General features: G+C 36.1%; 11 protein-coding genes. 4 read left to right on the top strand and 7 right to left on the bottom strand.

Going from position 1 to position 15,358, the window contains the following annotated elements:
* Positions 1-4 precede the first annotated feature (4 nt).
* Complete coding sequence (gene deoC, locus ACTJIP_RS05190) at positions 5-748, top strand: deoxyribose-phosphate aldolase (protein WP_440704186.1); 744 nt, start codon at positions 5-7, stop codon at positions 746-748.
* A gap of 50 nt (positions 749-798) precedes the next feature.
* Here the strand turns inward: deoC and dusB are convergent, their stop codons facing one another.
* On the bottom strand, positions 799-1,794 hold the full coding sequence (dusB, locus tag ACTJIP_RS05185) for a tRNA dihydrouridine synthase DusB (protein ID WP_077419019.1): 996 nt from the start codon (positions 1,792-1,794) through the stop codon (positions 799-801).
* Positions 1,795-1,992: 198 nt separating this feature from the next.
* Here dusB and ACTJIP_RS05180 point away from each other — a divergent pair, with 198 nt between their 5' ends.
* Positions 1,993-3,963, top strand: coding sequence for a T9SS type A sorting domain-containing protein (locus ACTJIP_RS05180; RefSeq protein WP_175627290.1), 1,971 nt, complete (start codon positions 1,993-1,995; stop codon positions 3,961-3,963).
* Positions 3,964-4,042: 79 nt separating this feature from the next.
* On the opposite strand, the gene ACTJIP_RS05175 is transcribed toward ACTJIP_RS05180, so the two are convergent.
* Entirely contained in the window at positions 4,043-7,270 is a 3,228-nt protein-coding gene (locus ACTJIP_RS05175) for a hypothetical protein (RefSeq protein WP_077419021.1), read from the bottom strand.
* Positions 7,271-7,424: 154 nt separating this feature from the next.
* Between ACTJIP_RS05175 and ACTJIP_RS05170 the strand changes: the two genes are divergently transcribed.
* Positions 7,425-8,294, top strand: a complete 870-nt coding sequence (locus tag ACTJIP_RS05170; RefSeq protein WP_232539002.1) for a T9SS type A sorting domain-containing protein — start codon at positions 7,425-7,427, stop codon at positions 8,292-8,294.
* Positions 8,295-8,453: 159 nt separating this feature from the next.
* Positions 8,454-9,263, top strand: coding sequence for a T9SS type A sorting domain-containing protein (locus ACTJIP_RS05165; protein WP_077419023.1), 810 nt, complete (start codon positions 8,454-8,456; stop codon positions 9,261-9,263).
* Positions 9,264-9,441: 178 nt separating this feature from the next.
* Here the strand turns inward: ACTJIP_RS05165 and ACTJIP_RS05160 are convergent, their stop codons facing one another.
* The 5 genes from ACTJIP_RS05160 to ACTJIP_RS05140 form a co-directional block, all read right to left on the bottom strand.
* A complete protein-coding gene (locus tag ACTJIP_RS05160) occupies positions 9,442-12,264 on the bottom strand; it encodes an aminopeptidase (protein WP_228408903.1) in 2,823 nt (940 codons plus the stop codon).
* A 54-nt stretch (positions 12,265-12,318) separates the two neighbouring features.
* Positions 12,319-13,698, bottom strand: a complete 1,380-nt coding sequence (pyrF, locus tag ACTJIP_RS05155; protein WP_077419025.1) for an orotidine-5'-phosphate decarboxylase — start codon at positions 13,696-13,698, stop codon at positions 12,319-12,321.
* A 121-nt stretch (positions 13,699-13,819) separates the two neighbouring features.
* Positions 13,820-14,161, bottom strand: a complete 342-nt coding sequence (locus ACTJIP_RS05150; RefSeq protein ID WP_077419026.1) for a YkvA family protein — start codon at positions 14,159-14,161, stop codon at positions 13,820-13,822.
* An 83-nt stretch (positions 14,162-14,244) separates the two neighbouring features.
* Positions 14,245-14,784, bottom strand: coding sequence for a TlpA family protein disulfide reductase (locus ACTJIP_RS05145; protein ID WP_440704185.1), 540 nt, complete (start codon positions 14,782-14,784; stop codon positions 14,245-14,247).
* A gap of 9 nt (positions 14,785-14,793) precedes the next feature.
* Positions 14,794-15,357, bottom strand: a complete 564-nt coding sequence (locus ACTJIP_RS05140) for a thioredoxin family protein (protein WP_440704184.1) — start codon at positions 15,355-15,357, stop codon at positions 14,794-14,796.
* Position 15,358: the final 1 nt, after the last annotated feature.

Raw genomic sequence — 15,358 nt, 5'->3', positions numbered from 1 at the left:
CGATATGAACATAGCCCAATATTTGGATTCAACCTACCTGAAAATACCAGAACAATCAGGTATTTCTCATGAAGAAACACTTCAAAAAGATAAAGAACTTGCACAGGAAGCTATAGAGAATGGTATTTTTGCTGTAATGATTCGCCCGGATTATGTAGCTGAGATCAGGAAATATATTCAGGAAAGAAATTCAAATGTTGCAGTAGGAACTGTAATAGGCTTTCACGAAGGTACCTATTCTGTTGATGAGAAGCTTGCTGAAGCCTCAAAAGCAATAGAGGATGGGGCTGATGAATTGGATTTCGTTATTAATTATACAGCTTATCTACAAGGAAATATAGAACTGGTAAAAGATGAATTTGTAAAATGTACAAGATTGTCTCTTGAGCATCATAAAATAGCAAAATGGATTATTGAAATTGCCGCTTTGACAGATGAACAAATTGCAGATCTTACCAAAAATATTTCTACCTGGGCCGAAGAGAATTTCTCTGAAAATGATTGGTCAAAAATTTTTGTTAAATCTTCAACAGGATTCTACAAAACTCCTGAAGGAAAACCTAACGGAGCAACTTTTGAAGGAATAACAATTATGCTCAACAACGCAGGAAACCTTCCTGTAAAAGCAGCAGGTGGTGTAAGAACTCCTGAAGATGCTGAGAAAATGATCAATATGGGAGTAAAAAGAATAGGTACCTCTTCAGCTTTAGCGTTGATTAAAAATGAATCCTCATCAGAAGGATATTAATCTAAGGTTCAAATAATAAAAAAACCATCAGCAAAACTGATGGTTTTTATTTATATCTGTGCCTGATATTCTTCGTAGAACTGTTGGGTTTCTTTGATTAAGCTGTTCATTTCTTCCAATGTGAAAACTTCCAGGAATTTTTTTCTGAAGTCCTTGAAGTGAGGTATTCCTCTGAAATAATTACTGTAGTGCTGTCTCATTTCTACCAAACCTAATCTTTCTCCTTTCCATTCAACACTCCATTCCGCATGCTGTCGAACTGCCAATAATCGGTCTGATATTGTAGGGGCAGGTAAATGCTCTCCTGTTTTAAAGAAATGCTTGATTTCATTAAATATCCATGGATAGCCAATAGCAGCACGCCCGATCATAATACCGTCACATGCGTACTTTTGTTTATATTCTAATGCTTTTTCGGCAGAATCAATATCTCCGTTTCCAAAGATTGGAATCTCAATATTAGGGTTTTGTTTGATTCTGGAAATATGCTCCCAGTCTGCCTCACCCTTGTACATTTGAGCGCGGGTTCTGGCATGTATAGTAAGAGCTTTAATTCCTGTTTCCTGCAGGCGTTCTGCTACTTCATCAATATTGATAGTATGGCTGTCCCATCCTAAACGGGTTTTTACCGTTACAGGCAGATGAGTGGAACTTACTACAGCCTTTGTAAGACGAACCATCAGGTCAATGTCTTTCAAAACACCTGCTCCCGCTCCTTTGCAGACAACTTTTTTTACAGGACATCCAAAATTGATATCTACCAGATCCGGATTTACTGTTTCAACAATTCTTGCAGACATGGCCATAGCTTCTTCGTCTCCACCAAAGATCTGTATTCCCACTGGTCTTTCATAATCGAAGATATCAAGCTTTTTACGGCTTTTGATAGCGTCACGAATCAACCCTTCAGAAGAAATAAATTCTGAATACATTAAGTCTGCACCATGCATTTTACACAAACGTCTGAACGGAGGATCACTTACATCTTCCATCGGAGCCAGCAAAAGTGGAAATTCCGGCAGTTCTATGTTGCCTATTTTTATCATGGTGCAAATTTACGAAATTCTGAAAAAACAATATTTTACTATTTGTAAAACATTAAGTGTTTCACATATTACTGTTTATTTAAGGGATTTTATGATATTTTGTTTAATTTTTATTTAATTTATATGTTTGATTTTCAGTGTTTTTGGTGTTGTATTGAAAAATATTTTTTATATTTAATACAAACAAAAATTAATAATATGAGAAAAATTCTATTTTGCTTGATCGCAGGTTTTGCTGCATCAAATTTTTATTCACAAGTGAATGTGTCTGCTACAGCAGGTACAGCTACAGGAACCTATACTACGTTAAAGGGAGCATTTGACGCTATCAATGCGGGAACACATCAGGGAGCAATTGCAATCAGTATCACAGCTAATACAACCGAAACAGCAACTGCCAGCCTGAATGCCAGTGGTGGTGCAACGAGCTACACTTCCGTTGGGATCAAACCGGCAGTGGGAGTTACAGCTACTATTTCAGGAGATGTTGCCAGTGCGCCCTTAGTGAGAATACTGGGCAGTAATATTACCTTAGATGGAAGTAATGCTGCTTCAGGAACTACAAAAGATCTTACCCTTACCAATACTTCTGTTACGGCACCGCAGGTCCTTACATTTATTGCGGCTTCTGCAGCAGCGGCCAATACTAATATTATGGTTAAAAACCTGAATATTATAAATGGTATCAATAATTCTTCAGCTTTGGTAATGTATGATGGAGCTACAACACCTACCGGAGGTTTTTTTAATAATGTTACCATTCAGAATAATTCTGTGAAAAAAGCCTATATGGGAATCTATCTATTTGCAGCTATAGGAGCAGGTAATGGAGGGAATACATTGGTTACTGGTAATGATATAAGTGCTTCAGGAGCAGATGCGAACCGTCTTGGAGGAATTTATGTCCAGGGTGCAGATGGAGTGACGGTAAGTAATAATACCTTAGGTAATTTTGAAACTACCAATGCGGAAATAAAAAGAGGAATCTGGTTTGCAACAGCAACAGTGAATTCTTCAATTATTTCAAATACCATTACCAATCTTGGTTATACAGGAACTGGTGCTGGAGGAGCTTCCGGGATCACTATTACTTCCGGTAATACAGGTGCCTCTGTAGCAGCTAATATTATTGTAAGAGGAAATACCATTTCCAATTTTACCTCCACCGGAACGGGGTCTCTGTTTGCGGGAATTTATGCAGGAGGCACATTGACAAATGGAATGACTATCACTAATAATAAAATATCCGGGATCAAAAATACCAATACATTCGGATATGGAGCGCAGGGAATATATCTTGCTACAACAAGTCCTACCTCCAATACCTTAGTAGCCAATAACATTGTAAGTGGTGTAGCTGGCTATGGATATGCAACAACCGGAGGCGTAAATGATAACGGAAACGGAGTTGTCATTACTGCAGGAGGAGGTTATAAGCTTTATTATAATACTGTTGTGATGGATGTAAGCCAGACTGTTGCAGGAAGGCCATCTGCTTTAAACATTACAAGTGGGGTAACCGGTGCAGGAGGTATTGATGTGAGAAATAATCTTTTTGTAAATACCCAGACCCAGGCAGGAGATAGATATGCTATTTATGCCGGTGCGGCCAGTACGGTTTTTTCTACTATTAATTATAATAATTTTTATTCTTCCGGAACTAATCTTGGCTATATCGGGGGAGTTGCAAAAGCTACCCTTGCTGATATCCAGTCAGGATTTGGAGGTAATGTAAATTCTTTAAATGTTCTGCCGGTATTTGTATCAGCAACAGACTTCCATGTATCTGGTACCGGAAACGCAGCTCTTGATAATAAAGGAACTCCGGTTGTTGAAGTTACATTGGATGCTGATGGCAATACAAGAAACGCTGTAACACCGGATCTTGGAAGTTTTGAATTTACAGCAACAGTATTGGCTGTAAATGAAGCAGCGAAAAAGAATACAGTCAGTTTCTATCCGAACCCAGTTGTTGATTACCTTTACATCAATAATGACAGCAGAATAAAAGATGTTGAAGTATATAATGTTTCAGGGCAAAAAATGCTTAATGAAACAATCAATGCAGAAAAAGGCTCTGTAGATATGAGACGTGCTCCTGCAGGAATTTATATCTTAAAAGTGAATACTGAAAGAGGCTCACAGCCACTTAAAATTATTAAAAAATAAAAATTAACTGATAACCAATACAAATCCCCAATATCACTATTGGGGATTTTTTTTTATGGTAAAAAAGGAAATGTTCATCTTAGAAACTTGCCTTTACCTGCATACTTCCAATATGAATGGTCCTGTCACCGGAGTTTCTTCCTTCGTAATTAAGATTCAGCTGGATAAATGAGTTGATCGCCTGCTGAATAAATACACTCCATACCTGGTTTTTTCCTGGCTTCAGACCATCCAGCATCTGGTTTCCTACAATGCTGAAATTGTTTCCGGTAAAATTGTTACTGATGAATGAGAAGTTTCCGCGGATGGATGTTTTTCTGCGCTCCCATTGGATGGTTCCTGTCACATCAAAAGCTTTAAGAAGTTCTTCACCATCCAGCCTTTGTTTTTGACGGAAAGCGGAAGACAGTTCAGCCTGTATAGCGTCTGTAAACTTATAGGTGGCCTTAGGTTTTGTTTCAAAATTATTGAGACGGTAATCCCTTGTTGCAAACAATTGTGAGGAGTTTTGGATGTCATGAACAGAATTTTCCCAATCTACTCTGAATTCTTTATTGAACCAGTATCCGATATTCAGAAAATGAGAGGTTTGCTCACGCTCTTCATTACTAAAATTGGCATTGATAAGATTATCATTTGTGATGAATCTGTAATTACCGTTCCAGCCTGATTTGTCGGTAGGATTGAATTGTACTGAAGCCAATATATTTTGATTTTTAAGGATCTGATCACTGTTTTTTTCAAAAGGATTCAGCACAAGAACTTTATCCTTTTTATAGAATGAGTTTTGGGAATTCAATGAAATATTGAAATTCCAACGCTTTAAAAATCCATTTTCTGAGTTGAAAACGATGGCCGGGTTGACAAATAATGCCAACTGTAATTTATTTTTATTGGAAGGAATATACCTTACGGAATTGGTATACACACGAATATATTGGGCAAGATCGGAATATTCGGCAATTTCAAATTCGTCAAGCTGCTGTATGCCGTCTCCGTTATAATCTGTCCATTTATATACACCTTGTCCATCCGTTACTTTAATGTACTGGAATTCTCTCTGCGCTTCCTGCCCGTTTCCAAGTTCGTAGAAAGCCTGAAGGCGCATTCCGTTTCTGAAAAGCTGTTGATTGTATAGAATATTTCCTACTACAAAGTCATTATTTCGGGTAACATCACCTTCTGCACCTGAGTAGAAAAATTTTCTGTAGTGAATTAAAGCATTTAGCGTAGTTTTTTCCGTTTTGATGATCTGACTTTCGGCCATGAACCCTAAAATATTATTCATATTCTGAAGTCTGTTGTCACGTACAGAGTCATTATCTCTCATGTATACTTTTGCCAATAGCTTGGTTCTCGTACTGTCACCAATCTTCTTTTGCAAAAAGATTTCTTTCCAGCTGAAACTTGTGACATCCATAAGTTGAGTGTCATTGTATTTTTTCTCATTGTGTTCCATGCTTCCACCGATCGCCCAGCTTCCTTTTTTACCGGTAAATTCAGTTGAAATTCCTCCACGGATAAATTTAGTATCCTGAAGAGTGGCATTGGTACTCAGATAAGATAAATTCCCTTTGGTAAAGAGTTTCCCTGTAATCCATCCGAAATCCAGGTCATTTTTAAGACCTTTGTAAGAGTCCTGTTCATTTAAATAATTGACACGGTAGTTTAAGGTAGATTTATTATTCCATTTGTTCAGGAAGCTGAAAATAAACCTGTTTTGGGTCTTCTTGTTAAATTCCTGTGTAAGGTTGAAATCTCTGGAGAATTCCACATCATTGATACGGTCAAGAATATGAAACTGTCTGTCTATATACTGATATTCAAAACTTGGAGTTCCCTTCCAAGTGTTCTTCGTAAAGCTTTTATTCCCGAAAATACGCCACGCATAGCCCATATTCTGATCAGAATCCTTTGATGAAAACAAATTGACATCATAATTACTCAGGGAAATGTCGGCCCCTATTTTTCCTTCATTTAATAAATACTCAGAATTCAGGGAATATACCTGTGATTTCTGAGGAGAAGGAAGTTTTCTTACCGCTCTGTAATCTCCGGCATTAGGCCCTACATATTCAAAAACACGCCCATTATTAGTGGTCTGTGCTATTTTATAATCTCCCAGATTAACTCCGAAATAAGTGAAAGAAACCTGATAAAGTGTTAAGTTAGGATCAGTAGAAAATTCGTAGAAATTCCCGGCAGTGTTTAATTTGTATAAAATTTTATTGACATCATATTCGGTAACAACTCCTGATGGTGCATACATCAGGTTGGGGTCATTACCTGCTTCAGCAAGGATCTGTTCATCTTCTTTAGAAAGATTTAAAGAAAGAGGTGCATTTTTGTTGTCATTTTCCATGAACCAGTTTAGGCCCACTTTGAATTTTTCTCTCTGATGCTCAAGTTTTCCGGTAAATAAATATCTTGAATAATTTCTGTTGGCGTAGTTATAAGAAATCGTAATGAAATTCTGTTGGAAAATAGGACGGAAACTGGTAAAAGTAACCTCACCTGTATTGTAATTGATGATATAATCCTGATTTTCTCCTCGTTTCATTAAGATACCGTCAATGAAAACCTGCTCAGAGCCTGAGATTAGGGTAATAAACTGCTCACCATTCTTACCGGTCAGGCGGTAAGGTCCCTGGTTACCTTCAACCCCTTGAAAACGGATTCTATGGAATTCACTTCGTGCAACACCGGCAGAAATATCGATCAATGTTTTATTTTCCTTTCCAAATTCTGTCTGAAACTGAAGTCCCATACTTCTTCTCTGGTATTTCGCGAAATAATTTTTAGCCTCTACAAGATCAAGGTGTCCGGCTCTGAGAATAGACTTTTCCTTGATATTAAGCTGCATATAAATTTTGTCAAATTCCTCCAAAGTCTGGGTATAACCATCAGCCTGAATAGGAAGGTTATGATCTGAAATACTGGCTAAAATCGTAACATCCTTTGACAATCGTCCTGAAATCTGGAGATCCATAGAACTTTGTACAGATTGTCCCTGGTTGTTACCAAAAGTAATTCCACGGATAATAGATCCTTTTGAATTAAGCTCTCCTAAAAATCTTTTTTTATCATTTTTTGCCAGTACAGCCTCATCGATAATGATCTTATTGTGTGTTCTTATGAAATCCAGAGTGTCTTTGGCAAAGATATCCTGCTCCAGCCGTGCGGCGAGAATACTATCCCTTTTAATGCTGTCTTCAGGAACGTTGGGATTTTTCCATGAAAATACCTGAGCATTTCCTGAAAATATGCCTAAGAAGAATAAAACGAATAGAATGATGAAATTCCGCAACTTTTAAAAATAATTCGTAAAAATAATTAAAAAATGTTAACATTAAGGGGTCAACTATAATTAACAAAAACTTAACCTCTTTATTGTCCCCAAAAAAAAATTAGAATGTAGTTTTGTATGGAAAGAAAATTATTAACAACAAAAAATTTAAATCATGAAAAAACTTTATTCTCTTTTTGCAACAGCGATGATAAGTGCAGTTGCTTTTGCACAAACAACTTACCTTTGGGATGGCAGTTCTGTAAATCCTATTTCTGGTACAAATGCTAATATTTCAAGTGTAGCATTTGCAGCAACTCAGGGAAATAATAATGGTACTACTAATTTAATTACCACTTCATCTGTGTCTTCTGGCTATACAGGAGCAAGCGGATCCAGTAATTTTGGTGCTGCTGCTTTTAAAGAAGCTCTTACCACTGCTGCAAGTACTTATTTTAGTGTAACTGTTACTCCTGTTGCAGGTAATAAAGTAACTTTAAATTCTTTAAATTTAGGATCGAGAGGAACATCTACAGGACCTGGAAAGATTACAGTATATTCCAGCATTGATAACTATACAACGGCGATAGGTACTGTAAATGTTAACAATAATAGTACATGGACATTGAATAATATCACTTTTGCAGGTGCTAATTTAGTAGGTGCAGAATCAGCTCCTGTTACCTTAAGAATCTATGGAAGTGACAGTCCTGGTACAGGAACTCCATCTCTTGGTACTGCCAACTGGAGAATAGATGATATTTCTTTAATTGTTACTTCGTCTACTGCTTCTCTGGCTGTTATTGATGCTAAAAACGCAAAATCAGGGAACTTTGTAAAGAATTCTTTTGTTAAAAACAATGAGATTGTTTTCGGATCTGATGTAAAAGATGTAAAAGTTTTCAACATGTTCGGACAGCTTGTAAAAGAAGGTTCTGTGAAACAAAACGGAACGGTAAATATTGCTGAACTGGCAAAAGGAAACTATATCGTAACAGGTACAGTAAACAACCAGCCGGTTTCTCAAAAAGTTCTTAAAGACTAATCTCTTGAAATAAAAATACAAACAGCCGTTTCATTGAAACGGCTGTTTTTTTATATGGTTATTTACTGTTTTTTAGATTTTTGTATCTTGTTTATTTCTTAATTTGGTGGTATTATTTTTGATGTTTTTATTACAAATCCATTTCTAAAAATTATTACGATGAAAAAAATCTTTACTCTTGTCGGGCTTGTATCATTAGCTGCCTTTTCGAATGCTCAGATTGTAATCAATGAGATTTATGGCGGTAATGCCGATTCAGGTGCCGTATTGAAAAATAATTATATTGTGCTCAAAAACGTCGGAACGAACCTGGTTTCTTTAACTGGGGCAAGTATACAATATGCTCCGGCAATAGGGGCTTTTACCGAATATCATACACTTCCGGATTTTACTCTGGGTCCTGAAGAAACCTTTCTGATTCAGGAAGCAGCCATTGATGGTGGTGTTGAGAATTTACCGACACCGGATTTTATTGCAACTACTATTACCCGTTTTGACGGAACACCCAATAAATCTTCAGGATTAAGAATTTCCAGTGTCTCCGGAAAAGTTGCTTTAGCCGGAAATATAGTGCAGGTGACCGGACCTTTTGCATCTAATGTCCTGGATTTTGTAGGCTACGGATCAAATGCAGATCAGTTTAAAGGAGATGGGCCAGCTCCTTCTCCAACTACAACCACAGCTATAAAAAGAACATTAGTAGACAGTAATGATAATAGGGCCGATTTTTCTCTGGAAGGCAGCGTGAAATCCGGTTTTGTGCAGAACCCTTTTATAAAGGACAGTAAAATTGTCTTCGGAACTGAAGTAAAAGATGTGAAAATCTATGATACCTTCAGGCAGATTGTGAAGAAATCACCTACTAAATTAGCCTCAACTCTTGATATTGCTGAGCTTCCAAAAGGAACTTATATTGTTACCGGAACAATTAATAATATTCCGATCTCACAGAAAATTATAAAAGATTAATTTTAATAAAAATAGCTTCTTTGTTAAATGTCATTCTGAACACAGGCTGAAATCCTGCGAACATAGTTCAGAAATGTAGTGAAGAATCTCATAAGCTTGGCTATTCATAAGATTCTTCCTTCGTCAGAATGACAAAGCCAGATTATTTGACTTTTGAGACTATCTTTTTTCCGATATTTTAGTACCAGCCTCTTCTTGCGGCATTAATAATGGAACCAAGATTAAGAATCAATGTATATCGGATACGCTTTCCATAATCTTTAAATGAAGGTTCAAATCCTAAAGAAGACTGTATCGGGAAATAAACTTCTAGGAAATCCGGAATGATTCTTACTTTAACTCCGGTGTCCCATATGAATTTGGCAGGAAGATCTTTGTTTTTATAAACTCCGGCATCAGCATACACATGGAAAATTTTCCATATACTTGAATCTACGTTGGCAGAAGTAATCCATTGGTTTACCGTTCCCGGCAGAAAAGATTTAAAACCACCGTCAGCTAATATAAACTGCTGTGAAAGGAGACCGCTGCTGGCACTTTCTCCTAAAAGATTATAAGAAAAGGAGTAGTTAGAAACCCTTGAAATTCCATAGTCGAAAAGATTGTTTCGGGTATTGTTTCTTAAAAAATATCCTGCAAATAAACGTAGACTTAGCTTTTGTTTAGGGGCAAATTCCCATCTATAGAAGCCTTCAGCTGTTATTTTATTAAAATCCTCCATTCCTTGCGTGCTCAGACTAAAGCTTTTTTCATGGATCATCTGACTGTCGCTATAGCCATACCCAACAGTCCAGACGTTGTATTTGCTGTAGTCATTATTGGCAACCATTTTAGGGCTCAGATCTCTTTCAAAATAATTATAAGAAACTCCGATGCTTCTGCTTACTGTACTTCTGGGATTTTTTCTGAAGTTGATAGAGGAAGCTATTGAACTCTTTCTGTAGGCTAATCCATAATCGTAATGAAAATAAGAACCGGAAACACCAAAGGTTAAGCTTCGGATAATACTTTCGGCAGGCAGAATAGAGTAGGAAACAGCACCCGAACCTGTCAGTTTTCCTGTTCCGGTACTGTAGGTTGGTGTAACTGAATACAGGAATTTCTGATCAAATAAAGATTGGTTTTTTAAGTTAATCCCCAAAAGAAATTTATCATACGTATTGTTGAAACGTACTCTTGGGGTGATATAGATTTCGTTGTATTCCGGATTCGGAATGTCTTTTATTAATTTAAGTTTGATTTTTTTTGCATTGGAAAATATTCCTTTTGCATACAGAAAATTATCCCTGTAATTCGATTCAGGGAAGGTGTAGCCACTATTTAATGTAACTTTATAGATGTTGTCAGAAGCCGGAAGTGACAGACTGGTAATACGTTCATTTTCTTCAGTATCTATCCAGTACACCTTTTTTTCTCCTTCTTTGGTCTCGGTTTCCAGTTTTACAGGAATGGAGATGTCTGTATTTTTTGTAATTTTTATTTCTAAGGAATCGTTGCCTTTTTTAATGTTTTTTAACTTGAAATCAACTCTGTTTTTCTGTTTAAAAAAGTTTGAAAGATAGGCTGCTGATTTATTTTTCTCAGAAATAGAAGTCAGGAAATTTTCAGGATTAATTTTTTTTCCGGTATTCTGAGTAATATAATCTTTCAGAATATCATTGAAGTTGTCATACCCCATTTTATCAGCTGAATAATTAAAAAGACTTCCGGTTTCAAAACTGCTGACAGCCATGTCATTAAAATTGCTTAAAACAGGGAAATGCTCATCAATCTTCTGATCAAGATTTTGCAGCATGATATACTGATAGGAAAGTCCGTAACGATCCAGAAGTTTTACTTTGGATGCATGGAAAAATTTTAATGGTTTAAGTCCAAATATTCTGGTTTCAGGAAGTGTCCCTAAAAGTTTCGTGTCAGCATAGAATTTTTTCAGATACTGAATTTCCAGATAAGATTTTAAACCGTTTTTGAACCAGTGGTCTTTTTCTTTATCAGCAATAACGTTTTCATCAAGAACTTTCTTGGCAATGATTCCAAAATAATCCAGATCTGTCTTTTCAGCATTGGTAAATAACTGAAATCTGAATTTCCAGAAAGTAATATCATTATTTCCGAAAAAGTCTTCCTTAGCTCTGAATTTATCAGAAATAAAAATACTTTTCGGAAGAATACCAATTCTTTCTTTCAGGAACTTTAATTGTAAAGGAAGGAAGAACTCCAGATTTTGTTTTTCTTCCGGCTTCAGGTTATAACCAAACTTAATTTCGGTTTCAGCTCCGTCAACATTGGTTTTTATTGAAGGATATTCCGTGGGCGAAATCAAAAACTCAGGGTCTGAATCCAGATATCCTTTGAATGAGTTCATCTGAACCTGTGGGAGATTACCTTCCACAAAATTATTTACAGGAATATCAAAGTTGACGGTCCAGAAAGTATTGAAACTTACTGGTTCTTCAATATCGTGGTAGTTTCTTATGGAAATATTGTCCGGATCAAAATGATCCGGAACAATAAAGAAATATTTTAATACAGTATTCTGAGTGGATGTTCCATATCCCGTAAAGGTTTTGTCGGGAAGCTGCATCCGGTATTGCAACTGTAGAGTAACACTTTGGCCAGGTTTTAATACATTTTTCAGAGGAATAAAAAGATTTTCATCTGAGATTGTATTAACAGGAATGGCTTCATTTTCAGAATTCTTAACATTCAGTTCAAGAAGTTTTCCTAATTGATCACTTTTTGCAAAATGCAAATCAGTATTTCTGTCTTCCAGTTTTCTGTAGACTAAAGAGGTTCCGCGTTTGTTGTAAGCGGAAACCCAATTCAGGAGTTTTATGGTCTGCAGGTCTTTTTCAGAATGATTGTAATAAACAATTTCCTGACTGATCTCAAGGTTCTTTTTGTCAGGAGAAAGTTTAGCTTCAATATATATACTGTCTTTCTGTGCAGAAACCTGTGCGACTCCCCAGAACAAAATAAGGCAAATGCTGATCTTTTTCAAATATTCGTGATAAAGCCCAAATATAACTTATTTTGTATATACTTTATAGGTTTTTTAACCCTGAATTGCTTTTTTTTCCAAAGAATTAATATACGCGTTCCAACCCTCTGTCTTATAAGTAATCGCAGATGCTTCAGGATTATCAGATTTGTAGATTCCTCTTCCCACAATGATAAAATCTGTATGCAGCGTTTTGAAAACATGTTCCGGTGTATTGTACTGCTGTCCTTTACCATCACCGGAGTCTGCAAGATTAACTCCCGGAGTGAATAATAAAAGGTCTTCAGGGATTTTGTTCTGAGATACTCCACCAATTACATTAGGATGAGATAAAGCTACTTTTAAAGCTTCTTCACGATAGCTTGCGGTTGTCAATGCTCCTTTGGAAGACATTCCGACAATTGCTACCACTCCTACATTTTTGAAGCAGTCTAGTGATTCAAAACCTCCGATAACCTGAGATGTTACGAAATCTGCCCAATTTGTAATTTTGAAAACACCGCTTGTGAACTGAAGCTCCTGAGTATTTCCAATATCGGCAAATTTTCTGTCCTCCATCAGTAAGAACTGGTGTTTTGCAGCAATAGCTTTTAAAGGAGTGATTGTTTTTTCGTAATCAAAATCAGAAATAATATCAATATGCGTTTTTAAAGCAATGATGTGAGGGCCTACTTTTTCAGCAAGTTCCAGTAACTCCTGAGTTGTAGTAACATCTGCAGAAGCAATAAGGTTTGATTTTTTTGCTAAAGCCGTTTCCAGTAATTTTTTTGAAACTGAATGTTGTGCAGTCTGAAGCTTCTGCTCGTAAGAAGATCTTGTTTCCTCTTCAAACTGAATATGGTTCCCCTGAAGGAAATCCTGAATTCTTTTTACTTCTTCATCTGACAATTCACCAGTTTCCTGAAGAATATCACATACTTCAGAAATATTGAAAAGAGTGTGTACTCTGTATCCTTTACTTTCCAATAGCTGTTTTCCTCCCTGCTCTCTGTCCAATACCACTACAATATCAGAAACTTTAAGATCTTCCTGCTCTATTTCAGGAATGGTTTCCAACAAAGATTTTCCTGATGTGATCACATCTTCTACCAAAAGACAGTTTTGTCCTTTCTGATAAATTCCTTCAATCAGTTTTTTCGTACCGTAGCTTTTAGCTTCTTTTCTTTTAATAATTAATGGAATGTAGCTTTCCAGAGACATTGCAGTCGCCATAGGAAGAGCAGCATAAGGAACTCCACAGATTAAATCAAAATTATCCAGCGGAAGCATTTCCAGTAAATAATTAGCAAGATTTTTTAAAATTTTAGGATCTGAAGCCAAAGGTCTTAAGTCTACATAAAAAGGACTTTCAATACCACTTTTTAGGGTAAACCTACCAAATTTGATGATGCCTAGTTTGTAGCACTCTAAGAAGAATTCTTTTTTACTTTCCATTATTTTTTATTAGATATTGCAAATTTAAGGAATTGAAATAAAGCTTAAAAATTAATCGTTCATTTGTAAATAAAAAACCACCCCGAATAGACCAGGATGGTGTGAAAAATATAATAAACTATTATTTTACGATTTCAGCATCAATCAATTGAGCGCCTCTGTATTTTTGTTCGGCTTCCCATAATAAAAATTTGTCAACCTCTTTGATGAGCTTAGGAATGGTGAGCGACAATACTGCCAGATCATCCATGACTCCAAGTACCGGTATAACAAATTCAGGAAGCAGGTCAATAGGAGAGAGTACATATAAAATTCCCAGTAAAGGAAGAATAATGTCTATGGATTTCATCGGATACATTCCTTTTCTCCACATTTTGACCATTCTGAAAATATCAGGGATCTTTTTTATAAAGCCCTTATGATTGATGGCTTCTTTTGCAAGATTTAATTTTGAATATTTCATTTTGTGTTTGGATTTAATAAATTTTTCAATGCTATAAATTTCACAAATCCTGTACCAATAAATTATAAAATTTAGTTAAAATATTATTTGATAATATTGTCAATGAACTGATGTACAGTCTCTGTGTCCCAATCTTTTGTCGCATCTTCTTTGATAAGGATTCTTCCATGCTTATCCAGCAGGAAAGTGGTTGGGAATACCTTGGGAAGAATTTTCTCAGAAATTGGGCTTTGAGCAATATATACAGGAACGGTATAGTTATTTTCTTTCAAAAACTTTCTTATATCATCTTCCTTATCATTCATGGCAATCAATACAAAATCTACATGATCTTTTCTGGTATCATACAGTTTCTGAATAGAAGGCCATTCTTTTCTGCATGGTGGGCACCAGGTTCCCCAAAAGTTAAGGAAAATACCCCTATCCTTAAAATTTTTGAGATTCGTACTTGGTGCATTGATTCCTTTAAGTTCTATGTCGTAATCTTCTTCACTGATATGTACAGCGTTTTCAATGGTTGCAATAGGGAAAAATGTATCCTTTAGAAAATTTCTTATTCCCGGAACAAATGCAACAATACCAATGACGGCAATAATTATAAGATAAATAATTCCTTTTTTCATATCTGGTTTTTATAGAAGATCTAAAATTTCCTGAACAGCATCTTTTCCTCTGTTCTTAGCATAATATATCTGCAGATCATTGTAGAACATATCTTTTGGGTACGCTTCAGGATCAGCTTTATATTTCATCAACAGTTCATACCCGTATTTAGGACGAGGGCCCCATGAATTTTTTACATTCAGGTCTTTATCCAGAATAAGTACCTTAGGAATAGATTCCGTACCATTGGTCAGAAACTGGTTGATTAAGCTCTTATCGCTATCTCTCAGAAATACTCTTACTTCATTATGTCCTTCAAAAAATCTAAAGACAGCAGGAACAGTTGCGCTTGCATCCCCACACCATGCTTCAGAAATGATTAAAATCTTTCCGTCAAAATTTTTTTCAGCAAGTTCTTTCAGCTGATCTTCATCCGGAACGTATTTTTTTACCGTCCGGTCCATTCTCTGAAGACCCAGCTCGTAATATTGTTTATAGTCAGCTTCCTGCTGGTTGGCAGGATTCTCTAATCTTTCTTTTGCAATCTGAAGATATTCCTCAAAAGAAATTCCTTTATCCCAGTAATTTTTCATT

The sequence above is a fragment of the Chryseobacterium sp. 22543 genome (assembly GCF_052044565.1).
In the GTDB taxonomy this organism is placed as follows: Bacteria; Bacteroidota; Bacteroidia; order Flavobacteriales; family Weeksellaceae; genus Chryseobacterium.
This window is presented reverse-complemented; position numbering and strand designations above follow the sequence as displayed.